Genomic DNA, 23,255 nt, shown 5'->3' on the forward strand with positions numbered 1-23,255 from the left:
TGAACATTCTAGAATGCCGAAAGCCGTCGTGAAAGTCAAGCGAGCTTCAGAAGAAGGCGTGCACACCTTCCTGCTCATAGACCTGTCGGTAGTCTTCCAGATCTTCCTGATGAGTGTTGGGTACATTACTGTACTTGTAATCGTCGCGCTGCAGAAGATCATATTTGGACTCACCGAAATTATGGAAAGGCAGAAGCTGAACCCTATCCGCGCCCAGCTTCAGCAGGCGCAACGCCATCTGCCGGGCATCATTCATCTTATCGTTATAGTCAGGAATCACCGGGGTTCGAACCAGGACATCCTTGCCGCTATGCAGGGCGTAACTGGTGTTGCGCTCAATCAGACTCAGACCAACCCCAGTCCCCTCCTTATGAACCTGTTCGTCCCAATGTTTCATATCGATGAAGACGTGATCCAGGTGATCCAGGGCGCTTCTGAAGACTGATTCCGGTACATGTCCTGTGGTTTCGATGTTGGTGTCAATGCCCCGATCCTGCAAGGCCGACAGCAGGGCCACACAGAAGTGCCCCCACACCAAGGGTTCGCCGCCTGAAAGCGTTACCCCTCCACCGCTCTGACGATAGAAAGGCAGATCTTTCATACACTGATCGACAACTTCATCCAGATCGCGCGTCCTCCCAACCAGACTCAGTCCCTTGCACTCGCGTGTGGCCTCCAGAGCAGCGGAATCGTCATATCGCAGTGCATGCACGTCCACAGCTCTGCTCCGGTCGGTCTTGACGAATCCCGGGGACGCAGGCAGAGCATTGCAAGCAAAACACCCCGAACACGATTTGGGATCCCACTCGAATTGAGGCGTGCGGATCTGGCTCTCCGGGTTGGAGCACCAGCCGCACCTCATAGGACAACCCTTGAGGAAGACCACCGTACGGATGCCGGGCCCGTCATTCAAACTAAACTGCTGGATGTTAAATACAGTGGCGGATACCATGGTCGCCTCCATTGCGCAAGACCCGAACAACTATTCTTTCTTCTGAAGCAATCATACATTACATATGAAAGCAATACAAGTCATATTGATTCGCGGAAGAGACCTAATATTTAAAATTCGTATTCCTTGGCGATTACCTCCCAGAGCGCCTGGGCTGCTTTATCCACGCTGTCGTTGACTATGACCTGGTCGAACTGATCCTCGGAGGCCAGCTCCACCTTGGCGGTCTCCAGCCTGCGGGCACGCTGCTCTTCATTTTCGGTTCCCCTCATGTTCAGCCTGGTGACCAGGTCATGAAATGAGGGCGGCGCCAAGAAGACGTAGAACACTTCCAGGCCCAGCTCCCCCGCCCGTTGGCGGACACGGTGCGCCCCCTGCAGGTCGATCTCCAGAATCGTGGGCACCCCTGCTGCCAGATGGTCCAGGACCGGCTGCAACGGGGTGCCATAGTGGGACATGCCATGGACCAGGGCGGTTTCCAGAAAGTCCCCGGCGGCCTCCCTGCGGGCAAATTCCTGCTCATCCATGAACCAGTAAGTGACGCCGTCCTTCTCGCCCGGACGCGGCGCCCGGGTGGTGGCCGAGACGGAGACCCAGACCTCTGGGTGGGCATGACGCAGGGCCGCCTCCACAGTGCCCTTGCCTACGGCCGTGGGCCCTGTGAGCACGATCAGCCGGCCGCCAGTCTTCCCCGCCCCTCCGGTCTGCGCTTCCGAAGAGTCCTGTATCGACATGTCGGCACCGTTGATTGCTGACACGGCCACTTCCTTTCCTAAAGATCATCCTCCGGCATATCTGGACCGGAACATGGGTTAATCATATAGCCAGTACCTACCTGGCCTTCTCCAGCTCCAGCAGTCGGGCCGCGTGCTCCTGAATGCTCATGACCTCGTAGTCGTCTTTTTTGACCACGTCAATTGCCATCAGGGCGGCTGAGAATTCGGTGATGGTGGTGAACTGCGGCAGATCGGCAGCTATGGCGGCCACCCGGATCAGATAGCCGTCAGAACGGGAACCCCTGGAGCTGGGCGTGTTGAGAATCATGTCGATGGCCCCATCCTCAATAAGCTGAACAGGATTCCGGCCCATGTGCCTGACCCCATCCGAATCCGTGAAAGCCCGACCCTGCTCTTCGCCATCGCTAATCTTGTCGACAACGGCCACGTCGAAGCCGTACCGACGCAGGACGGAGGCTGTGCCACGAGTGGCACAGATGCTGAAGCCCTGCTCCAGCAGACGGGCCGCCAGCATGGGCAGCTGGCGCTTGTCCTCGTCATTGACCGACAGGAAGGCGACCCCACCGGTGGGCAATCCTCCTTGGTAGGCGGCCAGCTGGCTCTTGGCAAAAGCGTGGGGGAAGTCCCGATCGAAGCCCATGACCTCTCCGGTGGAACGCATCTCCGGGCCCAGCAGAATGTCCACAGTCCGGCCCACCGGAGTGCGGAAGCGCTTAAAGGGCAGGACGGACTCCTTGACCGCCACGGGCTGTCCGACACGGACCATGCCGCCGTCACCGACAGGCAGCAGCAGACCACTGGCCCGTTGTTGATCGATGGATTCCCCCACCATGATCCGCGCTGCAGCCTTGGCCAGTGCCGTACCCGTGGCCTTGGAGGCAAAGGGAACAGTCCGGGAGGCGCGGGGATTGGCCTCGATCACGTAGAGGGTGTTGGACATGAAGGCATATTGAACGTTGATCAGCCCCTGGACCCTGCAACCCTGGGCTATGGCCAGGGTGGCCTGGCGCAACCGATGGATCTGGTCGTCAGAGAGCGTGGAGGGCGGCAGGGTGCAGGCGGCATCGCCGGAGTGGACCCCGGCCTCCTCCACATGCTCCATGATCCCGCCGACGTAAAGCTCCTGCCCGTCATAGAGGGCATCCACGTCGATCTCTATGGCATCCTGAAGGAACTTGTCAATCAGCAGAGGCGAGGGCAGCCGTCCAGAGACCACCGTATCGGCCTTGGCCTCCTCCAGGGCCCGGTCCACGTAGGTGCCCAGCTGGTCATCGTCATAGACGATCTCCATGCCTCGGCCGCCCAGCACGTAGGAGGGCCTGACCAGAACCGGGTAGCCGATGGCATGGGCTGCCTCCTTGGCCTCATCGAGGGAAAGAGCGGTGCCGTACCGCGGTGCGTTCAAATGCTCCTTGGCGAGCACCTGGCCGAAGAGTTCACGGTTCTCGGCCAGGTCGATGGACTCGGGACTGGTTCCCAGGATGGGCACCCCGGCCGCCTTGAGCCTGGCCGCCAGGGACAGGGGCGTCTGACCGCCCAGCTGAACAATGACACCCTTGACCGGCCCCATGGCCTTCTCGGCCCGGTAGATCTCCAGAACGTCCTCGAAGGTCAGCGGTTCGAAATAGAGCCTGTCCGACATGTCGTAATCGGTGGAGACCGTCTCAGGGTTGCAGTTGACCATGATGGTGTCATAGTCCTTGCCCAGCTCCTGGACGGCATGCACGCAGGTGTAGTCGAACTCGACACCCTGGCCGATCCGGTTGGGTCCCGAGCCCAGGATGATGACCGCCTCGCGTTGACGGGGGCGCAGCTCGGACTCATCGGCGTAGCAGGAGTAGTAGTAGGGGGTGGCCGCATCGAACTCGGCTGCGCAAGTATCCACAGTCTTATAGACCGGGTGAAGACCGAAGGCCCAGCGCAGTTCTCTGACGACCGCCTCACCCTGGTCGCCCATGCCGCGCAGGTGGGCGATTTGCAGGTCGCTTAGTCCTGATTGCTTGGCTCGGCGCAGCAGGTCCTCGTCCAGGACCTCGGACTGGCGCACCTGAAAGGCCAGCCCGTTGATCATGCTGATCTGCTCCAGGAACCAGGGGTCGATCCTGGTAGCCTGGTGGACCTGCTCCACGGTGGCTCCGGCCCAGAAAGCCCGTTGGATCTGCAGGTAGCGGTGCTCGGTGGGAGTGCGCATGGCCTTCAGCAGCTGGTCGGCCTCGGCCTGGTCGGGCCGGGGACCATCCCAGGAGAAGGTCATGTGCCGCTTGTCGACGGAGCGCATAGCCTTGCCCAGGGATTCGCGGAAGTTGCCGGCCAGGGCCATGGCCTCGCCCACGGACTTCATCGAGGTGGTCAGGGTCGTGTCCGCCCCGGGGAACTTCTCGAAGGTGAAGCGCGGAATCTTGGTGACCACGTAGTCGATGGTCGGTTCGAAGGATGCGGGGGTTGAGCGGGTGATGTCGTTCTCGATTTCATCCAAGGTGTATCCCAGGGCCAGCTTGACCGCAATCTTGGCGATGGGAAAGCCTGTGGCCTTGGAAGCCAGAGCCGAGGACCGCGAAACACGCGGATTCATTTCGATGACGATGATCCGGCCGTTCTCGGGGTTGACGGCGAACTGGATATTGCAACCGCCCGTGTCCACCCCCACGCCGCGGATGATGGCGATGCCGATGTCGCGCATGCGCTGATACTCCCGGTCGGTCAGGGTGAAGACCGGAGCCACGGTGATGGAGTCGCCGGTGTGCACGCCGACCGGGTCCACATTCTCGATAGGGCAGACCACAACCACATTGTCCAAGCGGTCGCGCATGAGCTCCAGCTCATACTCCTTCCAACCCTCGATGCCCTCCTCCAGAAGAATCTCGTCGGTGGGCGAATAGTGGATGCCAGCACCGGCGATCCGCCGCAGCTCCTCGCGATCATGGGCGATGCCCGAGCCCAAGCCACCCATGGTGAAAGAAGGACGAACCACTAGGGGGTAGCCCAGTTCGGCAGCTACTGCCTCGGCCTCATCCAGGCTGTGAGCGATGCGGGACTTGGCCGACTCAGCGCCAGCCTGGTCCACTACCTGCTTGAAGAGCTCGCGGTCCTCTCCCCTGTCGATAGCCTCCAGCGAAGCGCCGATGAGCTCCACCCCGTAGCGCTCCAGCACGCCAGCCTTGCCCAGCTCCACGGCAGCGTTCAGAGCGGTCTGGCCGCCCAGGGTGGGCAATAGAGCATCCGGCCGCTCTTTGGCAATGATCCGCTCCAGGAAAGGCAGAGCGATGGGCTCGATGTAGGTGGCATCGGCCATCTCCGGGTCCGTCATGATGGTGGCGGGATTGGAGTTGACCAGGATGACGCGAATCCCCTCTTCGCGCAGCACCCGGCAGGCCTGGGTCCCCGAATAGTCGAATTCAGCCGCCTGTCCGATGACAATAGGCCCCGAGCCGATGACCATGACCGAATGGATGTCCTGTCGCTTAGGCATGTGCCTTCCCCTCCTTGGCGTCCTGCATCAAAGTGACGAACCTGTCAAACAGATAGGAGGCATCGTGCGGACCAGCCGCCGCCTCCGGATGGTATTGAACGGAGAAGGCCGGAATATCCAGACACTCCAGACCCTCGACCACTTCGTCGTTGAGATCGACATGAGAGACCCGGACACGACCATATCGGCCCTCACCATAGGGCGAGGGCACAGGGTCCCCCTTGGGAGCCTTGACTGCGAATCCGTGATTGTGGGCGGTGATCTCAACCTTGCCAGTGCTTAAATCCATTACCGGCTGATTGATGCCACGATGGCCGAATTTGAGTTTGTAGGTTTCGAAGCCCAGGGCACGGCCCAGAAGCTGGTTGCCCAGGCAGATGCCAAAGAAGGGCAGCCTTGCATCAAGCACCTGGCGCAGGAGGGCCACCTCCTGGTCGGCCGTAGAGGGGTCGCCGGGACCGTTGGAGAAAAAAACACCATCTGGATTGAGCAAGCGAATAGACTCCAAAGTGGTGCCCACGGGCAGCAGGTGGACCCGGCATCCGCGCTCGGCCAGCCGATGAGGAGTCATGGCCTTGATGCCCAAATCGACAGCAGCCACCGTGCAAAGCGGCTCTCTATCCAGGTATTTGCCACAGGGCTCCACCGTGTAAGCATGGTTGGTGCTAACCTCGCCGGTCAGGTGGGAGCCACCCATGGTCGGCGCCTGTCTGACTTGATCCAAGAGACCTTGAATGCTGGCATCGTCCAGGGCCGATCCAGAAAAAACACCGGCCCGCATGACGCCCGCTGAACGCAGGTGCCGCACGAGCCGGCGAGTGTCTATGCCGCTGATCCCGACGATGCCTTGATCTATCATCTCCCCTTGGAGACCGCCTGTAGCCCGCCAATTGCTAAAAGCAGGACTGGGTTCCCGGACCACATATCCGGACACCCATATGCGTGACGACTCGCCGTCCTCCCCGTTGACACCGGTATTGCCGATGTGCGGAAATGTCTGGACCACAATCTGTCTATCATAGCTGGGATCGGTCAGGGTCTCCTGGTATCCGGTCATCCCTGTGGCGAATACGACCTCACCGATAGTGCTGCCCAGTGCCCCGAAGGCCTTTCCCTCATACACCTGGCCGTCCTCCAGCAGAAGGATGGCGGAATCGGAGAAACGACGATTGGAGATGGTGGCGTTGGTGTCCTTCAGGTTCACCGAACCCCCTTGTTTGCTGTGAATATTCGCACCCATATTAATGACCCCCATGGATCATGCCGAACGGATTGTTCAGAGAATGGTTGAGCAAAGCTTGCCGCAAGCCCAGCTGATCTCCCGGCTTGAATATGGCAAAAGGCCGACCCGATGCCCTTACAGCCAGCTGACATCGTTCGGCCTTTATCCGGATCATTGCTCAGTCGCCTGACGGGCGATCCGCATCCGGTGTCAGTTCTTCTGGCAGGGTCAGTTTGAGCTGGTCCAAGCTGGGGGCCGACTGGCCGACCGCATGGTCAAGAACCTGGTTGGAATCCCCTCTTTCCGGTGTAGCTGTTGCCGATTCCGACTCGTTGTCAGCATGGTCATCCTCAGAGGAGACCGGCTCGGTGGATGCGACCCCTGCTTTTGCCTTACCAGATTCATCATCCGAAAAATCCGCATCAGCCTCGGCATCTGCCAGGGCAGCGATCCGATCGGCTTGATCACGACGAGACTGATGCTCATCCTTCTCCTGCTCCAGGGCGCTCAGAAGCCCATGGATGAAGGAAGGGGCGTCAGCATCCGAGAGGGTCTTGGCCAGGGACAGGGCCTCATCGATGGCCACCTTGTCGGGAACGTCAGGGTTGTAGAGTATCTCCCAGGCGGCAATACGCAGAATGTTGCGGTCGATGGCGTGCATGCGGCTCAGCGGCCACCGGGTGGAATGGGTTTGCAGGGCCTCATCAATATCCCGACGATGCCCTGCCACACCCTCAACGAGGGTCACAGCATAGGCAGGCAGAGGTGTCTGCGCCCCCGGCCGAACCTTGCGCTCCTCCAGCAGGGAGAGGAAATCCTGGCTCTTCTCATCGGCCTCATACAGAGTGTTCAAGGCCCGCTTGCGGGCTGTGGAACGTGCCATGGATACGTGGTTTCCAGACTTGCTCAGTTCTCGCGGCCCAGGTAGGAACCGTCGCGGGTGTCCACCTTGACCTTCTCGCCCTCACCCACGAAGAGGGGCACCTGAATCTCTGCTCCGGTCTCCACAGTGGCGGGCTTGGTGCCGGCGTTGGAGCGGTTGCCCTGGACGCCAGGCTCAGTTGCGGTCACAGTCAGCACCACGGATGCAGGCAGTTCTACGGACAGCGGGTTGCCGTCATGGAAGCTGATGATGCAGTCGGTGCCCTCAAGCAGGAAGCGCTCCTGATCGCCGACCAGGGTTTCGGGGATGTTGACCTGTTCGTAGGTGTTCATATCCATGAAGACGAATGAGTCGCCATCCCGGTAGGAGTACTGCATGGTCCTATTGTCGACGGTCTCGAAGTCCATCTTCATGCCCGCGTTGAAGGTGCGGTCCACGATCTTGCCCGAAAGGACGTCCTTGATGGTCGTGCGCACAAAGGCCGGCCCTTTGCCTGGCTTGACATGCTGGAACTTGATGACGGTCCAAAGCTTGCCGTCCAGGTTGATGACCGATCCGTTCTTGATGTCGTTGGAAGTCTGTGCCATCTTGATACCACCTCATTCTTATGAACGTTCCTTCGGAGGGCTCCTGGCCATCTGCCGAAAGCACCGGGCCACACAGGATCCAGCCCGCTCACGATAAATCCTCGCCTATTATGCCACGGCGCATGAACACCGGGGCTGGCCCGACGGCGAGGCCTGCCGGATATGGGCGGGGCCCGGAATCACAGAAAGGATTCCGGGCCCCGTCATCGGATTGTGTCGATAAGCGACAGGCAATCCTACTCGATGACCTTGGTGACTCGGCCTGAGCCAACCGTGTGGCCGCCTTCACGAACAGCGAAGGTCAGGCCCTCTTCCATGGCGACGGGCTGGATCAGTTCGACAGAGAAGGTGGCGTGATCGCCGGGCTGAACCATCTCCACGCCTTCGGGCAGGGTGATGACGCCGGTGACGTCGGTGGTCCGGAAGTAGAACTGCGGACGGTAGTTGGAGAAGAACGGCGAGTGGCGTCCACCCTCGTCCTTGGTCAGCACGTAGACCTCGCCCTCGAACTTGTGGTGAGGGGTGACGGTGCCGGGAGCAGCCACAACCTGGCCGCGCTCAACGTCCTCACGGCCGATGCCGCGCAGCAGCAGGCCGGTGTTGTCGCCAGCCTCAGCCTCGTCCATCTGCTTGTGGAAGGTCTCAATGGAGGTGACGGTGGTGGACTGGGTCTCACGCAGACCGACGATCTCCACGTTGGTGTTCACGGGCAGCTTGCCACGCTCGACACGGCCGGTCACCACGGTGCCACGGCCGGAGATGGTGAAGACATCCTCGATGGGCATCAGGAAGGGCTTGTCCAGGTCGTGGACCGGAGTGGGGATGTAGTCGTCGACGGCATCCATGAGGTCCTTGATGGTCTGAACCCACTTGTCGTGGTCAGGGGCATCGTCATGCAGGGCGCCATAGGCGGAGGTGCGGATGACAGGGCAGTCGCGATCGAAGCCGTTCTCGTCCAGCAGATCGCGGACTTCTTCCTCGACCAGCTCGATCAGCTCTTCGTCGTCGACCATGTCGCACTTGTTCAGGGCGACCAGGATCTTCGGCACGCCGACCTGGCGGGCCAGCAGCACGTGCTCGCGAGTCTGGGCCATGGGGCCGTCAGTGGCGGCGACCACCAGGATGGCGCCATCCATCTGAGCAGCGCCGGTGATCATGTTCTTGACGAAGTCGGCGTGTCCGGGGCAGTCCACGTGGGCGTAATGGCGCTTGGCAGTCTGGTACTCGATGTGTGCGATGTTGATGGTGATGCCGCGCTCCTTCTCCTCAGGAGCAGCATCAATCTGAGCGAAATCGTACTCGGGGTTGACGTCCGGGTACTCCTCGTGCAGCACCTTGGAGATGGCCGCGGTCAGGGTGGTCTTGCCGTGATCGACGTGGCCGATGGTGCCAATGTTAACGTGCGGCTTGTTCCGCTCGTACTTTTCCTTTGCCATTGTGTTTTGTCCTCCTGGACGTCTCGTAGGTTGCCTGCACGAACCACGCACAGAGCACTCGCTACATATTACTGGGTTATCGGGTTCTTTGCCACTTTTGCCCTCCGCCCAGTCAGCGCTACAAGAGTGTAGCGCCGACTTGTGACAGAAGAGCCTTTTTGCGGCGGCCCGCAGTAGCGGCGGACCGGACCGGCATTACTCGCCCCGCTGGGCCTTGATGATCTCGTCGCTGACGGCCTTGGGGACCTCAGCGTAGGAGTCCATCTGCATGGTGAACATGGCGCGCCCCTGGGTCTTGGACCTGAGGTCGCCAATATAGCCGAACATCTCCGACAGGGGCACCTTGGCGTCGATGACCTTGACACCGGTGGCGTCGGTCATGGACTGGATGGAGCCACGCCGGGAGTTGATGTCGCCCATGACGTCGCCCATGTACTCCTCGGGAGTACGGACCTCCACAGCCATAATAGGCTCGAGGATGACGGGCTTGGCCTTGGGAGCAGCCTCCTTGAAGCACATGGAGCCTGCAATCTTGAAGGCCATCTCCGAAGAGTCGACCTCGTGGATCTGGCCGTCGGTCAGGGTCGCCTTAACGCCCACGACCGGGAAGCCTGCCAGCACGCCGGACTCCATGGCCTCCTGCACACCAGCATCGACCGAGGGGATGAACTCCTTGGTGATGTGGCCGCCGGTGACCTTGTTCTCGAAGATGTAGGATTCGCCCTCAGAAGTATCCAAGGGCTCGAAGTTCATGAGCACCTTGGCGAACTGGCCGGAACCGCCGGTCTGCTTCTTGTGGGTGTATTCCTGGTTCATGACGGGCTTGCGGATGGTCTCGCGGTAGGCCACCTGGGGCTTGCCCACGTTGCACTCCACATGGAACTCGCGACGCATGCGGTCCACCAGGATGTCCAGCTGGAGCTCGCCCATGCCGGAGATCAGGGTCTGGCCGGACTCTTCGTCGGTCTTGACCTGGAAGGTGGGATCCTCCTCGGAGAGCTTCTGCAGGGCGATGCCCATCTTCTCCTGGTCGGCCTTGGTCTTAGGCTCCACGGCCACCTCGATCACAGGATCGGGGAAGGTCATGGATTCCAGCACCAGCGGCGCCTTTTCGTCGCACAGGGTATCACCAGTGGTGACGTTCTTGAGCCCGACGAAAGCGTAGATGTTGCCGGCGATGGCCTCATCGACCGGATTCTCCTTGTTGGAGTGCATCTGGAAGAGCTTGCCGACGCGCTCCTTCTTGTCCTTGGTGGAGTCCAGGACCGTTTCGCCCTGAGCCACCTTGCCGGAGTAGACGCGCACGTAGATCAGCTTGCCGTAGAAGGGGTGGGTGGCCACCTTGAATGCAAGGGCTGAGAAAGGTTCGTCCACGGTGGGCTTGCGATCGATCTCGACGGACTCGTCGCCGATCTTGTAGCCCTTGATGGCCGGCACGTCCTCGGGGCTGGGCAGGTAGTCCACGACCGCGTCCAACATGGGCTGCACGCCCTTGTCCTTGAAAGCGGATCCGCAGAAGACCGGGAAGGCTGACTGCTCGATGGTCATCTTGCGCACAGCGGTGCGGATCTCCTGCTGGGAGATCTCTTCGCCGCCCAGGTACTTCTCAAGCAGGTCCTCGTCCGACTCGGCCACGGCCTCGAGCAGCTCGGTGTGGTACTGCTCGGCCTTGTCCTTGAGATCATCGGGGATGTCGATGGTCTCATACTTGGCGCCTAGGTCGGCCTCGTCCTTCCAGTAGTAGGCCACCATGCGAACCAGGTCGACCACGCCGTGGAAGTCGCTCTCAGCGCCGATGGGCAGCTGCATGACCAGCGGCTTGACGCCCAACTTGTCCTTGATGGTGTCCACCGAGTAGTAGAAGTCGGCGCCCAGCTTGTCCATCTTGTTGATGAAGCAGATGCGGGGCACGCCATACTTGTCAGCCTGACGCCAGACGGTCTCGGACTGGGGTTCCACGCCCTCCTTGCCGTCGAACACCGCCACAGCTCCATCGAGCACGCGCAGGGAGCGCTCCACCTCGGCGGTGAAGTCCACGTGGCCGGGAGTGTCGATGATGTTGATCTGGTAGCGGTCCTCAGGATCGTGAGACTGACGGTTCCAGAAGGCCGTGATGGCGGCGGAGGTAATCGTGATGCCACGTTCCTTCTCCTGATCCATCCAGTCCATAGTGGAGGCGCCATCGTGGGTCTCGCCGATCTTGTAATTGACGCCGGTGTAGTAGAGGATACGCTCGGTCGTCGTTGTCTTGCCGGCATCAATGTGGGCCATGATGCCGATGTTGCGGACCTTGGTCAGGTCCGTGAGCACGTCTTGTGCCATAATTCCTTGTTCTCGCTCTCTTGGGATTACCAGCGATAGTGGGCGAACGCCTTGTTGGCCTCGGCCATCTTGTGGGTGTCCTCGCGGCGCTTGACCGCAGCACCCAGGCCGTTGGAGGCATCAAGAATCTCGTTGGCCAGCCGCTCCGACATGGTCTTCTCACGACGGGCGCGGCTGTAATCGGTCAGCCACCGCAACGAGAGCGTATTGGCGCGGTTCGGCTTGACCTCGACGGGGACCTGGTAGGTGGCGCCGCCGACACGACGGCTGCGGACCTCCAGGCTGGGACGAATGTTGTCCAAGGCGCGCTTGAGCACGGCCACAGGCTCCTGGTCGGTCTTCTCCTTGACCTGCTCCAGAGCGGTGTAGACGATGTTCTCGGCGATGGACTTTTTGCCGTCCAGCAGGATCTTGTTGATCAGCTGGGCCACCACGGTGGAACCGTAGATGGGATCGGGCAGGAGCTGGTGCTTTTTAGCTGGTCCTTTGCGTGACATGTGTTACTTGGCCTTCTTTGCTCCGTACAGGGAACGGCCCTGCTTGCGATCCTTGACTCCCTGGGTATCCAACGCACCGCGCACGATGTGGTAGCGCACGCCGGGCAGATCCTTGACACGTCCGCCGCGCACCAACACGATGGAGTGCTCCTGCAGGTTGTGGCCCTCGCCGGGGATGTAGGCGGAAACCTCAATGCCGGAGCTCAGACGGACACGGGCAACCTTCCGCAGAGCCGAATTCGGCTTCTTGGGGGTGGTGGTGTAAACACGGGTGCATACGCCGCGACGCAACGGGCTGCCCTTAAGCGCCAAAGTCTTCGACTTGCGAGGCTTGGCCTTACGCCCTTTGCGGACGAGCTGTTCAATTGTTGGCAACTGACTCTCTCCGATTCCTTCGATGAACTTGTCTTCGTTTGCACTGCGAGACCGCCGCACCGCAGCCGCAGTCGCTCCCAAAAGGAGAGATCAGCCACTGTCCACCGGCCCGATGGCCCCTGATCCTCCTGCTGGGCATTGCTGTCCGCACTCTTCGGATCCGGGGATACCCCGACGAGCCCACCTGTAACATAAGGCATGCTGTCGGCACACACGTTGAAAAGTATATCATCGGGGCAGACATGTCCATGTCTCGCACTTGGAAGTATGCTCTAGGCTGTGCTCGCTGCAATGCCGCACTGAAACCGTTAATGGGAGATCCTTGCACATGCCTTATATTTACAGATACCTATAATGAGGTACCCGTCTATGGCAGATTCCTACTATACACATATATAGGTATCCATATATAGGTATCGGAAAAACATATCTGGATCGGTAAATATAGTCACCAGAAACATCAATGCCAGCGTCTGGAAATGCTCTGACATTTGTGAATGGTCAGCGTCTACTTATCTTCCTTGTCAAGAGCCTGGCGGACGTAGTCACGCAGGATCAGGGCATGGTTGACGGCTGGGTCCTTGGCTGCATAAACCAGTGTTGTCCGATCATGTTCACGCGCGATGCTCAGCAGATCCTCTAGGGCGGGATTGTCATCCAGCTCAATGCAGTAGCGGCGTGCAAAGTCCTCGAAGCGGTCCGGATCATGGTGCCACCAGCGCCGCAGATCCGGACTGGGCGCAACATCCTTGAGCCAGCCGGACAGGGCTGCCCGCTCCTTGCTGACGCCGCGCGGCCAGAGCCTGTCGACCAGGATGCGGACCCCGTCCTCGTCAGCGGCCTGCTCGTATATGCGTTTAATATCCACCTGACCCATCATCCGCCTCCTGAAACCAGGGACCCGTATGATCCCCATGACTCCTTCGACCATGATATTGACTGAGTCTGCATTACGGAAGAGGCGGCGACAGCCATACCGGGGCGTAGGCTGATGAGTATGCTTACAGACGCAGAAAGGGTCAAGGCAGCCGGATCAAACGGCAGCAGACCGAGCCCTCGAGCCTGCAAATCAGCAAAACCGACCGGATCAGGGTCCAAGGGTCGACAGTGGCGTCGTTTATGGATACCCGACCAGATAGGCGGCTGGGCCATGGCCTTGATGCCGGGCCTGGCTGGGCTGCTGGTCGGAGGCCCAACCTGGAGGAGCCTGCTGCTCATGGTCGCTTGGGCTTTCTGCTACTGCTTTGAGTTCACGGGCTCGCGGTGGATGGTTTCGCACCGAGCTGCCAGATTCGCGCCACCGGCTTTGGGATACGCTCTGCTCACGGCTGTGACCGGGCTGATCCTGTTGGTCGGCACCCCTGGGCTCCTGCGATGGGCCCCGCTCTACCTGGTGCTGGGCGTGCTGAACTTTGCCGCCGCCTGGATGCGCACGGAGCGCTCTTGGTGGAACGATGCCGTAGCCGTGATTGCAGCCTGCATGCTCTGTCTGATCGTCGTTTCCTTAGGGTCACGATTCCAGAAGCCGGAATCGGGTCTGACAGGTGCCAACGCCGGCTACTCTGGATGCCAACCGAATCCTGCAGTGGACTGCTTTGCCAGCGGATTCCTGCCAAGCGCCTCCCTGCCATCGATCGGAGTGGTCAGTGCAGCGGTCTTCGCTGTGACCCAGTTCGGGTCGGTCATCTTCGTCAAAACCATGATCCGCGAGCGCGGCAAGACCTGGTGCTACCTGCTTTCGCTGACTTGGAACCTGTTCCTCTGCCTGATCGGGGTCGCCATGGTGCACACCGCAGGATGGTGGCCTCTGCTGACCGGCCTGGTTTTGCTGGTGCGTGCGGCCCTGCTGCCTGCCATCTCCCGTCGGCGCCGCATTCCCATCTTGTATGTGGGCCTGGTTGAATGTGCAGCCAGTCTGCTGGTCTTCATTCTGGTGGTCGCTCAGGCTGATGTGATGACCGCGTCTCTGACTAGTCTGCTCGGCGCATGACCGCAGGTTCATCCACACATGTCACCCACGTCACCCACGGGTTCGGGCCTGTCTGGAATGACCAGTCCCGTGTGCTGATCCTTGGATCCATACCCAGCCCAAGTTCTCGCGAGGCTGGCTTCTACTACATGTTTCCGCGCAACCGCTTCTGGCCTGTACTGGCCGCACTCTTCGACCAGCCTGTTCCGGAGCCCGATCCAGCTGTCCGCGCTCGGTTCGCCCTCAATCACCGCATAGCGCTCTGGGATGTCGTTCAGGAATGCGACATCTGCGGCGCCTCCGATGCCTCCATCACCGGGGTGGTGCCGACCGACATCGCCGATCTGCTGGATGGTGCGCCGATCGGCACCATTTTCACTACAGGACGCAAGGCCGGTCAGCTTTACCGTCGCTACTGCCTGCCGGATCTGGAAGAGAAAGGGCATCGACCGACGATGATCAATCTGCCGTCCACCAGCCCTGCCAACGCCGCTATGAGTCTGGCTGATCTGATCAAGGCCTACCAGCCCGTAAGAAAAGCGCTCGACAACGAAGAGCCTAAAAGGCAAGACAATCGCATCGACTATGTCAAATAAACAAGTACCGACTATAGAAGCCCAAGATGTTAGGAATCTACCCAAGGATGAATTCGTCTTCCCTGGTCCAGAACGTGACCGCCTGGTGGAGGCTATTCTGGACGGGCGCAAAACTGCTACGACCAGTCTTATGGCAGAGTTCATCCATGATCATGAACCACTTCCCTCCTCCGGCCGACGAACAGTTTTAGTGGACTCAGATGAGCAACCGGTTGCCGTCCTCAGATATGCCTCGGTGAGCGTGACCCGACTGGGCGTGGTCGCGCTGCAGCATGTTCTGAACGAAGGAGAAGGCCATAAAAGTCTGGCGGAGTGGCGAGAGTCTCATGAGTCCTTCTGGACCTCAGAGAACATGCGACAGGCACTGGATGATCCCGACTTCGCCGCCGACGACAAGACCCTGGTGGTGCTGGAAACTGTTTATGTAGAGGCCGTGGTCGTGAATTGAGCATGCATGCAATATACCAAGACAAAACCTGGCTTTTATCGCATGGGTCACACCTCACCGGCGTGCCATGTCGCGCCATCGTGTATAGTTTCATCTGTTGCATTGATCCGCATCGCGGGTCGATTCACCATGGTGGCTATAGCTCAGTTGGTAGAGCACCTGATTGTGGTTCAGGAGGTCGCGCGTTCGAGCCGCGTTAGCCACCCCACCACAAACCATTACTCCCAGTTAGCAAATCACAGGTTTTATACACTCTCAGAATTCATTCCGAAACCAAATGTGTGACCCATAATTGGCAAAAACAAGAATCAGCGGCGAGTCTTATATCTGCGCTCCAGGTCCCTTACTGTCTTCTCTGTGGCTCCATACCTGATGGCGGCCATGTCGGTCCTGATCTGCTGATGGAGTCCTGCGAGCCTCTGTTTCTCCTGCGGGCTGATGCCCGGCTGCTGCTCCTGGTCGATGACCTGGTCGAGCCTCTTATGCACGAGGATGGTGAGGCGCTCACGACGGTCTTCCGGTACGGGGATGTAGCTCGGGTGGTTGTCGGGTATCTGGCTGATGTCATCGGGGATATAGGGCATAAGTGGGTGATAGGACACTCTATACCGGTTATCCGGCCGTGAAACATCATATGCCCTATGTCGTGTACCAAAAGTAAACAAACAGATTGTACGCTGATTCCCATGAACAATCTACGCAAATATAAAATACTAATAACAAACAAAGGGATAAGCCTGAACATCATAGAGATTGTATGTATCTCTGCCCTCTTAGGTGCCATAGCATGGGGTGGATGCTGGGTCTTATTTTGTTTGTTTCAATCGATAAATGACCGTGCGTTTGTCTTTCCTCGTATACCTGGTTGGACTATAATTTTCTTTATTATTTTTGGTGGAGTTTATTTTGCATGGTTTGCTCTTGCACTTAGTGAGCCCCATAAGCTGAAATCTAAAACTGATGTCTTGTCGGCCTCTCTTGCAGCAGTACCAAATTCTATGTACCTTATCCTTGCTCTTATCGCTGTTTTCGGGATAAAAGGGAAACTAGATTACTATGCTTTCCCACTATGGTTAATGATAATTGCGACTGCTATCGTCATTATAGTTTCCTTTTATGATACTGCTAACGGACGTGATCTCCATTGGTTTGTGCGTACTAGTCTGTACTCAATAACCGGTTCTGTCTTCATGGCTTTTTTGTTGCGAAATGGATTTGCTATAGATGAACTCCCCAAAAATCCTGTTCTGGATTCCTTCATTACGAGTCTATTTTCTTTGTTAACCTATGAATACATGAAGCAAGTCATCAACGAGAGGATCTGCCCGGCAACACCTACAACTTTGAATGAAGAACAAGTTCCCGATAAGCAATAGATGGGTTATGGTTTTTATTCAATATAGAACCAGATGTTGCTAGAAATCTACACGCGCCTCCCAACTACATGGGTATCCTAAATCGGACTCAAATCAAGAGGCTCCGCCGAGAGGGCTTCCATGAAGTTAATATCTTATCATTTTTAAGCGCAAAAAATCGCCCCCATCCCGGTCTCCCGGAACAGGGGCGAAATGATATACAGCTTACTTTCTTAACTATCGTACTGGGTTACAGACAACTCCGAAGCCAACGGCGAAGAACACAACTGACGGGGTCCCTCGTGCCGCCCTGTCAGGAGTCAACAGGGCGGCACGAGGGACAGAAGCACACACCGGACCTACAGATGCGAATGGCACTACCCCGACGACTGATTACGCTGGGAGGTGTCATGCCGTGTCAGATCAGTCCGGCAGGAAACGAGGCTTAAAACTTATCGACCTGTTAGACGGCACAAGTCTGGTGCGCATATGCGTATCTTTCAAATGTCGACTGCACCTTGTACAAGCTCATTTTCTGGTTGTGGGTGGATTTGCTGCAACGTCCGCTTCGTGCTCAACACATCTCCCATGTCATTGGTCTTTTCCTCTTTTGAAACAGATAATCTGAATTTTGTCTGCCCGTCAACTGCATAAGTCGATACCGTCTGTATCAGAGATTCTTCAGTGACTTTAATCGCGAGAGAATTCCTTGATTTGATTGACTTTCTTATATACAACATTCTATCTGAACGTCGATATCCATCAATAAAACCGGTTATCACCTCATGCTCAACTGGCTCCGGCTCTGATTTTAGTGTGCCCCCTAGCAGAATCGCACCCTTGTTTGAGAGTCTGATCTTTTTTTTACCACCAGTAAACGTAGAAACATCACCGTATATATCCCAATTTGCCTTATCTGCCGTTTCAGCAATCCCCTTCAGGGCTCTCTTGACACCAATCGGCATTTTCCCAAGTTCCGCTTTCACCTGCTCCCCATCCCCTCCAGAAGCAACGGTCCATATGCTGACAACATCATTCAACGCAGAGAGGTCGGCTGACTCGACAATTCGCATACCTTGTAAAGTCTCATCCTGTTTATCACTCTTGTCCAACTGAGCAGGAAGCTCGAAAACCACGTCAAGGGATCCCGGTTGGATTGCTGTAACCAACAATCTCGAAGATCTCCTCTGGTTATTCGACAATGCTCTTGCTTGTGATTTGACCGCTTCCGCGAACCGCTCAATGAACTCAGCAAGAAACAAGGCGTCAGCCGTATGACTACGAAATGCGGATTGCTCTGCGATATGGACATGTGCAGTCGCTTCGGCAGGAGATGTCACCTGGACAAAAATCTGCTCCATCTCTTGATCGCCCTGTGCAGACATTTGCAATGAGACTAAAAGCGCTTCTCGTATATCGGCATTTTCCTCTTTCATAGCTGATTGTATGGCAGCGATATAAGAAGCTCTTAACTCGTTATCAATCCCGCTCATTGCCATTTCACCTCCAGATAGCGCTTCTTATGGATGCTTTCAGACACATACTGCTTTTTTGTGTTCACGCTCGACCAAAAGTTGTCCCAATACTCTAACAACTCAAGGCTATCCTCTGTCACCATGTATGCGTCCACCAACCCGTCACAAGGTCTATAAAAGCCTCCAGGAACTTTATGGCCGAAAAGCGGCTGAATCGCGTCGGCCGCCGTACATCTTGCTTGCTCATAGACATCTGGTGCCACAACCACTACGACATCAATGTCGTGAGGATTCTCCTTGGCAGTGATGAAACTACCATCAAGCCAGAATCTAACAGGGTGCAATTGGCTAGTTACTGCAGACCGCCAAGTCAAGTAACTCTCCCATATAATCCTGCGCCGTTGCGAGAACAGGAAGACACTCTCAATCTCCTGCTCTGTACAAACTAAAGGATTCCTCTTACCAGCATACTGCAGAACTTCCTGTTCTTTGAGTTCCTTCGTTGTCAGTAGACTCATAGCAATGAGTTTACACAAGATTAGAGAAAGACGCCCCCGCTCCGGTCTCCCGGAACAGGGGCGAAATGCTACATGTGAATGCTGTCTACTTGCCTGCCAGTCGTACGGGGTTGTAGGCGACGCCGAACCCGGCTGTGACGGCTCCCGCAGCCGTACTGATGAACCCGCCGATCCCGGGACGGCCGAAGCACATGAAACCCAGCCCCACCACCGAGGCAAGAAGGCCAAGCACATAGACGGCCGTGCGCACCGCGTCAGAAAAGACCGGCGTGTAGCCAGGCCGGCCCGACGCATGCTCCGGCATAGGATCGCTGCCTGTCATGGTCGTCTCCTTTCAGAAGGTCCTTGGTTGAGCCGGGCCTGAAGGGCCCTGACGGTCGCAGGGCCGAAACTGCCGTCCTGCGCCACCCCCAGATGCGCCTGGATGGCACGGATGGTGGCAGGCCCGAGCAGCCCGTCCCGGGCCAGCCCCAGCCTGGCCTGCACCGCCTTGATGAGCAGACTGCCGCCCTTGCCGTAGCTGCAGGACTTGAGCACAGGCCTCGCATAGGACTTGCCGTCAGGCATGACCCGCCCCGAGACCACCCCATCCACCCGGGTGCCCATGACCTGCTGCCACCACCTGACCGTCGCCGGCCGCAGGAGCCGTCCACCGTTATCTGGGGGACCGCGGGCTTCACGTCATGCGCAGGCCTGCCGGCAGGCAGACCCTTGGCTATGCGGTCGATGCGGGCCAGGTCGTACGTGCCCGGACAGGCGGTGTTGAACCAGTGCTTGTGCGGGTAGAGGGGCAGATCGCCGTAAACCGCGCGCAGATTACTGACCAGCTCCGCGACCGTCTGATAGTCGCCGTCACTCTGACGGGGGTTGCACTCGATCGAGATTGACTTGTCGTTGCCGCCTTCGCCCTCGCCCCCGGATACTGCACCCCCCTCACACCCGTCCAGCTCGCACCGGACAAGCCAGGCAGCACAGACATTGAAAGCAAGGCCGCCGACAGCCAGCACCAGACGCGGGCATCCTACACCGTAACCTTTAAAAGTGACGGCAAAACAATCTTCAGCCAACAAACCCTCACCATACGGATCAACTCCCGCCTGATGCGGGAATCCCTGGGGCATGAGGACGACGGCATCCTGGTCCGGGACGAATACGCTGCCTTGCGCTCAGGCCACATAAACAACCCTAACGAGCAAGCATTCGTCTAAGGTTGTGACCGTCTAGTATGGCACTTTCCTATGTATTGATACAGCAGCAACAATCCCTGATATTAAGACAAGGGCGCTCACACTGGAGTCTTCAGGTGCAGGCGCCCTTGCCGTATCGGCTCAGCGGACCTCAGTCACTGTGTATAAGATTTCCCATGCAAACGTGTGGCCTCCTCAGGCGTATCCACATCAAGAATGAGCGGCCCTCCCATATCCATGGCCCTGATGTCATGCATATCGTCATCATCAAGACTGAAATCTGCAATATTGTGGTTCTCGCGAATCCGTTCCTCATGCACGGACTTCGGGATGGCGCATATCCCCTGCTGGGTCAGCCAGCGCAATACCACCTGGGCCGGGGTCTTGCCATAACGCTGGCCAATACGCCTGAGGACAGGATTGTCGAAAATGTCCTGACGGCCTTCAGCCAGAGGCGCCCAGGCCATTGGGGCAACCCCTTGCTCAGCCATGACCTTTCGGAGTGCAATCTGCTGGGTGAAAGGATGCAGCTCAATCTGGTTGACCATGGGCGCAATTCGGCTGGAAAGAATCAAATCAATCAGCCGGTCAGGCAGGAAATTGCAGACCCCGATGGCACGGACCCGGCCTTGCTCGTACAGGTCTTCCATAGCCCTCCAAGACCCCTGATAATCGCCATAGGGCATATGGATGAGGACAGATCCAGGTAGTCGGTCTGCATCAACGTCTTTTCAAAGGACTGCATCGTCCCCTCGTAACCATTTTGCTGAATCCAGACCTTTGAGGAGAGGCTCACTTCCTCTCGAGGAATGGCTGCTTCACTCAGAGCATCCCCTACTGCTCTCCCGTTGCCATAGCAAGCGGCAGTATCGATAAGGCGGTAGCCGTCATCGAGGGCCGACGCCACCCCACGTTTGCATTCACTCAAATCATCTATCTGGTAGACTCCGTATCCTAATATGGGCAGTTCGAAGCCATTGCTCAACTGCAGTTTTGCATACTCTATCCCCTCCATGGTGATGTCCTCCTGCAATCTAACAAAGCATGGGAAGACAGTACAATACCTGCTGCATATGGCTACCGATTCATCTTCTGCATGAGTAGCGCACCAAACCTTCAGCCCCCCTGCCAGTGGTGCTACAGTATCTTGCGGAAGCTTCCCTTCCCCGGACGAGACGCGCCGTACCCGGATTGACGACGACGCTCATCAGGTCACTCGCGGAAGGATGTGGTTGGTTTGCTCACACTGGTTCAACTTATTGGATTTTTGCTGCTACTCATGGCCTTTGCTTCGAGGCAACTGCTAAGCCTGTCCAGCAGCAGTCGAGTCAACCTTGCTCTAAACCTTGTCGGCGCAAGCTTGCTGGCCGTCGATGCCCTGGCTAACCGGCAGTGGGCCTTTTTTGCCCTCGAATGCGGATGGGCCCTGGTTGCGCTATACGCCATCATTCGTTCCCACTTAAAAAGCAAGTCACTCACAACCAAGGATTGCAGCTCAGCGACAAGGCAGGGGCGGGGCATCTGCATCCAGCCCATAGAGGCGAACCTGGCCGTTTGCAAGGTTGCTGATTATACAGAGGTAGATCTGAACTCACCTTACGTTTTTACAGGACGAACCGACCAAGAGGCTTCATTGGTCTGTCCAGCCGAGATGGTTCACAGCCAGACTCTGGAACGCAGCGACGGATGGCGGGCCTTACGCATTCAAGGCATTCTTGATTTTTCGCTAATCGGCATCCTGGCGCCGATTGCCACCATCCTGGCAGACAGGGGCATAGGCATTTCGCTGTCTCGACCTACAACACGGACTATGTCCTTACCAAGGCCGAGGACTTCCCTGCCGCCCTGGATGCCCTTGACAAGTCAGGATATACAATCATCTGACTGATCACAGCAATAGCAGCGCTGTCCAAGAGTCAAAAGTTCAGATCATGACCGCCGATGCAGACCATGAATAAACAAACACCCTCCGTCGTTGAATATATTGCAACGAATTCAGCGCTTTTGCAGGCCCCCTTCGTCTAACTCTCTGTGCTTCACCTGCACTTGGTCAATATCGAAATGATGCCGATCTAGCGCCGGTCAATGTCACTTTTACGAGAAAAGGACACATACACTGGCCTCAACGGAGGTTGCTTCCTGAAAATAGGTAGGCTGCCAGATGACCTGCCACAAGTGACGCGGAAGCACAAGCCTGGAGGATCAGATGAGCAACAATCGAAACGAACATGCAAATAAGAACCAAGGCAGGTATGAGGGCAAATCCTCACGGAGCGACAGCACACGTGAAAGTTCTCAGCAAACATCCATGAACGACAAGAACCGCATGCCAAAACCATTGGAAACTGCTAATGCCGGAAAAGAAAGCCAAACAGCAAATGCACCCGAGGCGAAGCATGCATCAGAGCAAACAGGCGAGAAGGAAGGCAGGAATCCGTCCAACAAGGATTCTGATCATGGCGGACCTAAAGCACTAAATAAGCAGGAACGGGCCCTAGCCCCCGAGCGCGCACAGTCCGGACACGTAGACAGAGAGCATGATGGCCCCTCTCATGACAACGAGCCGAGCCAAACCAATAAGACTGCCGAGAAGCCATCTCAGCTGACTAAGGAAAGCAAGCCAGCCAAACCGCCCAAGGCGAAAAACCATGATTCCTTCTATCTAGGCCTGGCCTCGGCAGTCTTGGTCGCAGCTCTGGGCCTCAGCCTGAGCACCATGCCGATCTTCTTCTCGTTGCCTCTTGCTGCCGTCTTATTCGGAATCGGCATCTGGCTCCTCTCCTATGCCAGCTTCAAGTCTCCCGGCAAGCCAGAGGAAGAGGGAACGGAGGCTGACAGGCATACCAGGACGGTCGTTGTGGCGACGGTCCTTCTGGTTCTACAAACCTTCATCATGGATGTGTTCATCTTCACCCGCATGGGAACGATCAACAAGCATCAGAACGCCATCGTCATAGCTTGGATCATCGCCAGCATGATTGAAACTCTGGCTGCCTTCGCCCTTATCTACCATCACGATCCATTGCATTCCAAATCCAAGGAACCGATTGCCGATGGGAACCACGACAAAGGGGCATGAGACAATAACGGAATTACTACAGTATCCACCTGAGTCCTATCCTCAACTTGGATACTGTGAACAATCGAAATGTGAGAGAATCTCAGAACAAGAGCCTATAAAGAAAACTGTCCGATAAAGGCAATCGAATCAAATCAGATCAACCATT

The 23,255-nt window shown here is 57.4% G+C and carries 22 protein-coding genes, 1 tRNA gene, 1 pseudogene and 1 riboswitch; of the genes and pseudogenes, 7 read left to right on the plus strand and 17 right to left on the minus strand.

Going from position 1 to position 23,255, the window contains the following annotated elements; all coding sequences use genetic code 11:
• Positions 1 to 46 precede the first annotated feature (46 nt).
• The 11 genes from GYM67_RS06125 to GYM67_RS06175 all read right to left on the minus strand — a co-directional run bounded on the left by GYM67_RS06125 (position 47) and on the right by GYM67_RS06175 (position 13,396).
• Positions 47 to 952: a glycyl-radical enzyme activating protein gene (locus GYM67_RS06125; protein WP_220236080.1), complete on the minus strand. Its 906-nt coding sequence runs from the start codon at positions 950 to 952 to the stop codon at positions 47 to 49.
• A gap of 110 nt (positions 953 to 1,062) precedes the next feature.
• The gene (gene gmk / locus GYM67_RS06130) at positions 1,063 to 1,686 is read right to left on the minus strand and encodes a guanylate kinase (RefSeq protein ID WP_220237437.1); all 624 of its coding nucleotides are present in this window, start codon (positions 1,684 to 1,686) and stop codon (positions 1,063 to 1,065) included.
• Positions 1,687 to 1,783: 97 nt separating this feature from the next.
• Entirely contained in the window at positions 1,784 to 5,158 is a 3,375-nt protein-coding gene (carB, locus tag GYM67_RS06135) for a carbamoyl-phosphate synthase large subunit (protein ID WP_220236081.1), read from the minus strand.
• Complete coding sequence (gene carA, locus GYM67_RS06140) at positions 5,151 to 6,362, minus strand: glutamine-hydrolyzing carbamoyl-phosphate synthase small subunit (protein ID WP_258561458.1); 1,212 nt, start codon at positions 6,360 to 6,362, stop codon at positions 5,151 to 5,153. Before carA ends, carB begins: the two co-directional genes overlap by 8 nt.
• A gap of 196 nt (positions 6,363 to 6,558) precedes the next feature.
• On the minus strand, positions 6,559 to 7,263 hold the full coding sequence (nusB, locus tag GYM67_RS06145; RefSeq protein ID WP_220236083.1) for a transcription antitermination factor NusB: 705 nt from the start codon (positions 7,261 to 7,263) through the stop codon (positions 6,559 to 6,561).
• A gap of 23 nt (positions 7,264 to 7,286) precedes the next feature.
• Positions 7,287 to 7,850, minus strand: coding sequence for an elongation factor P (efp, locus tag GYM67_RS06150; protein ID WP_045924655.1), 564 nt, complete (start codon positions 7,848 to 7,850; stop codon positions 7,287 to 7,289).
• A gap of 236 nt (positions 7,851 to 8,086) precedes the next feature.
• Positions 8,087 to 9,286, minus strand: coding sequence for an elongation factor Tu (tuf, locus tag GYM67_RS06155; RefSeq protein WP_220236084.1), 1,200 nt, complete (start codon positions 9,284 to 9,286; stop codon positions 8,087 to 8,089).
• A 195-nt stretch (positions 9,287 to 9,481) separates the two neighbouring features.
• On the minus strand, positions 9,482 to 11,608 hold the full coding sequence (gene fusA, locus GYM67_RS06160) for an elongation factor G (protein WP_045924656.1): 2,127 nt from the start codon (positions 11,606 to 11,608) through the stop codon (positions 9,482 to 9,484).
• Positions 11,609 to 11,634: 26 nt separating this feature from the next.
• The gene (rpsG, locus tag GYM67_RS06165) at positions 11,635 to 12,105 is read right to left on the minus strand and encodes a 30S ribosomal protein S7 (RefSeq protein ID WP_015022140.1); all 471 of its coding nucleotides are present in this window, start codon (positions 12,103 to 12,105) and stop codon (positions 11,635 to 11,637) included.
• 3 nt (positions 12,106 to 12,108) lie between these two features.
• The gene (rpsL, locus tag GYM67_RS06170; protein WP_015022141.1) at positions 12,109 to 12,480 is read right to left on the minus strand and encodes a 30S ribosomal protein S12; all 372 of its coding nucleotides are present in this window, start codon (positions 12,478 to 12,480) and stop codon (positions 12,109 to 12,111) included.
• Between the two features lie 508 nt (positions 12,481 to 12,988).
• Positions 12,989 to 13,396 carry a DUF488 domain-containing protein gene (locus tag GYM67_RS06175; protein WP_396019986.1) on the minus strand — a complete coding sequence of 136 codons (408 nt, stop codon included), beginning with the start codon at positions 13,394 to 13,396 and terminating at the stop codon, positions 12,989 to 12,991.
• A 75-nt stretch (positions 13,397 to 13,471) separates the two neighbouring features.
• Between GYM67_RS06175 and GYM67_RS06180 the strand changes: the two genes are divergently transcribed.
• The 4 genes from GYM67_RS06180 to GYM67_RS06195 all read left to right on the plus strand — a co-directional run bounded on the left by GYM67_RS06180 (position 13,472) and on the right by GYM67_RS06195 (position 15,701).
• The gene (locus GYM67_RS06180; protein ID WP_220236085.1) at positions 13,472 to 14,470 is read left to right on the plus strand and encodes a YwiC-like family protein; all 999 of its coding nucleotides are present in this window, start codon (positions 13,472 to 13,474) and stop codon (positions 14,468 to 14,470) included.
• Positions 14,467 to 15,045: a DNA-deoxyinosine glycosylase gene (locus GYM67_RS06185; protein ID WP_220236086.1), complete on the plus strand. Its 579-nt coding sequence runs from the start codon at positions 14,467 to 14,469 to the stop codon at positions 15,043 to 15,045. The genes GYM67_RS06180 and GYM67_RS06185 overlap by 4 nt, the downstream gene beginning before the upstream one ends.
• Positions 15,035 to 15,493 carry an ASCH domain-containing protein gene (locus GYM67_RS06190; protein WP_220236087.1) on the plus strand — a complete coding sequence of 153 codons (459 nt, stop codon included), beginning with the start codon at positions 15,035 to 15,037 and terminating at the stop codon, positions 15,491 to 15,493. Before GYM67_RS06185 ends, GYM67_RS06190 begins: the two co-directional genes overlap by 11 nt.
• A gap of 132 nt (positions 15,494 to 15,625) precedes the next feature.
• A tRNA-His gene (locus GYM67_RS06195) sits at positions 15,626 to 15,701 on the plus strand.
• Positions 15,702 to 15,801: 100 nt separating this feature from the next.
• Here GYM67_RS06195 and GYM67_RS06200 read toward each other — a convergent pair.
• A complete protein-coding gene (locus GYM67_RS06200; protein ID WP_220236088.1) occupies positions 15,802 to 16,077 on the minus strand; it encodes a hypothetical protein in 276 nt (91 codons plus the stop codon).
• Between the two features lie 102 nt (positions 16,078 to 16,179).
• Between GYM67_RS06200 and GYM67_RS06205 the strand changes: the two genes are divergently transcribed.
• Complete coding sequence (locus GYM67_RS06205; RefSeq protein ID WP_220236089.1) at positions 16,180 to 16,869, plus strand: hypothetical protein; 690 nt, start codon at positions 16,180 to 16,182, stop codon at positions 16,867 to 16,869.
• Positions 16,870 to 17,348: 479 nt separating this feature from the next.
• On the opposite strand, the gene GYM67_RS06210 is transcribed toward GYM67_RS06205, so the two are convergent.
• From GYM67_RS06210 to GYM67_RS09275, 5 genes and pseudogenes are all read right to left on the minus strand, one after another.
• Positions 17,349 to 18,341, minus strand: coding sequence for a hypothetical protein (locus tag GYM67_RS06210; protein WP_220236090.1), 993 nt, complete (start codon positions 18,339 to 18,341; stop codon positions 17,349 to 17,351).
• Positions 18,338 to 18,841 carry a DUF6932 family protein gene (locus GYM67_RS06215; RefSeq protein WP_220236091.1) on the minus strand — a complete coding sequence of 168 codons (504 nt, stop codon included), beginning with the start codon at positions 18,839 to 18,841 and terminating at the stop codon, positions 18,338 to 18,340. Before GYM67_RS06215 ends, GYM67_RS06210 begins: the two co-directional genes overlap by 4 nt.
• Positions 18,842 to 18,926: 85 nt before the next feature.
• Positions 18,927 to 19,163, minus strand: a complete 237-nt coding sequence (locus tag GYM67_RS06220) for a hypothetical protein (RefSeq protein ID WP_220236092.1) — start codon at positions 19,161 to 19,163, stop codon at positions 18,927 to 18,929.
• Positions 19,160 to 19,447: a peptidoglycan-binding domain-containing protein gene (locus GYM67_RS06225; protein ID WP_220236093.1), complete on the minus strand. Its 288-nt coding sequence runs from the start codon at positions 19,445 to 19,447 to the stop codon at positions 19,160 to 19,162. Before GYM67_RS06225 ends, GYM67_RS06220 begins: the two co-directional genes overlap by 4 nt.
• 736 nt (positions 19,448 to 20,183) lie before the next feature.
• Positions 20,184 to 21,043: pseudogene (locus tag GYM67_RS09275) on the minus strand (aldo/keto reductase).
• Between the two features lie 131 nt (positions 21,044 to 21,174).
• A riboswitch (guanidine-III (ykkC-III) riboswitch) is annotated at positions 21,175 to 21,235 on the plus strand.
• Between the two features lie 21 nt (positions 21,236 to 21,256).
• Here GYM67_RS09275 and GYM67_RS09515 point away from each other — a divergent pair.
• Both GYM67_RS09515 and GYM67_RS06240 read left to right on the plus strand, forming a co-directional pair.
• A complete protein-coding gene (locus tag GYM67_RS09515) occupies positions 21,257 to 21,916 on the plus strand; it encodes a CBU_0592 family membrane protein (RefSeq protein ID WP_472841091.1) in 660 nt (219 codons plus the stop codon).
• A gap of 420 nt (positions 21,917 to 22,336) precedes the next feature.
• Positions 22,337 to 23,107 (plus strand): hypothetical protein, encoded by a 771-nt coding sequence (locus GYM67_RS06240; protein ID WP_220236096.1) that lies wholly within the window; start codon positions 22,337 to 22,339, stop codon positions 23,105 to 23,107.
• The last annotated feature ends 148 nt before the right edge of the window (positions 23,108 to 23,255 follow it).

The sequence above is a fragment of the Bifidobacterium asteroides genome (genome assembly GCF_019469425.1).
In the GTDB taxonomy this organism is placed as follows: Bacteria; Actinomycetota; Actinomycetes; order Actinomycetales; family Bifidobacteriaceae; genus Bombiscardovia; species Bombiscardovia asteroides_I.

Coding starts and splice junctions, on each gene's coding strand:
- GYM67_RS06210 (WP_220236090.1), bottom strand. CDS start 18,341: ATGAGCGGGATTGATAACGAGTTAAGAGCTTCTTATATCGCTGCCATA.
- tuf (WP_220236084.1), bottom strand. CDS start 9,286: ATGGCAAAGGAAAAGTACGAGCGGAACAAGCCGCACGTTAACATTGGC.
- GYM67_RS06225 (WP_220236093.1), bottom strand. CDS start 19,447: ATGGGCACCCGGGTGGATGGGGTGGTCTCGGGGCGGGTCATGCCTGAC.
- GYM67_RS06125 (WP_220236080.1), bottom strand. CDS start 952: ATGGTATCCGCCACTGTATTTAACATCCAGCAGTTTAGTTTGAATGAC.
- nusB (WP_220236083.1), bottom strand. CDS start 7,263: ATGGCACGTTCCACAGCCCGCAAGCGGGCCTTGAACACTCTGTATGAG.
- gmk (WP_220237437.1), bottom strand. CDS start 1,686: ATGTCGATACAGGACTCTTCGGAAGCGCAGACCGGAGGGGCGGGGAAG.
- carB (WP_220236081.1), bottom strand. CDS start 5,158: ATGCCTAAGCGACAGGACATCCATTCGGTCATGGTCATCGGCTCGGGG.
- GYM67_RS06215 (WP_220236091.1), bottom strand. CDS start 18,841: ATGAGTCTACTGACAACGAAGGAACTCAAAGAACAGGAAGTTCTGCAG.
- GYM67_RS06220 (WP_220236092.1), bottom strand. CDS start 19,163: ATGACAGGCAGCGATCCTATGCCGGAGCATGCGTCGGGCCGGCCTGGC.
- rpsG (WP_015022140.1), bottom strand. CDS start 12,105: ATGTCACGCAAAGGACCAGCTAAAAAGCACCAGCTCCTGCCCGATCCC.
- GYM67_RS06190 (WP_220236087.1), top strand. CDS start 15,035: ATGTCAAATAAACAAGTACCGACTATAGAAGCCCAAGATGTTAGGAAT.
- GYM67_RS06205 (WP_220236089.1), top strand. CDS start 16,180: ATGAACAATCTACGCAAATATAAAATACTAATAACAAACAAAGGGATA.
- GYM67_RS06175 (WP_396019986.1), bottom strand. CDS start 13,396: ATGGGGATCATACGGGTCCCTGGTTTCAGGAGGCGGATGATGGGTCAG.
- GYM67_RS06185 (WP_220236086.1), top strand. CDS start 14,467: ATGACCGCAGGTTCATCCACACATGTCACCCACGTCACCCACGGGTTC.
- GYM67_RS06200 (WP_220236088.1), bottom strand. CDS start 16,077: ATGCCCTATATCCCCGATGACATCAGCCAGATACCCGACAACCACCCG.
- GYM67_RS06180 (WP_220236085.1), top strand. CDS start 13,472: ATGAGTATGCTTACAGACGCAGAAAGGGTCAAGGCAGCCGGATCAAAC.
- fusA (WP_045924656.1), bottom strand. CDS start 11,608: ATGGCACAAGACGTGCTCACGGACCTGACCAAGGTCCGCAACATCGGC.
- efp (WP_045924655.1), bottom strand. CDS start 7,850: ATGGCACAGACTTCCAACGACATCAAGAACGGATCGGTCATCAACCTG.
- GYM67_RS06240 (WP_220236096.1), top strand. CDS start 22,337: ATGAACGACAAGAACCGCATGCCAAAACCATTGGAAACTGCTAATGCC.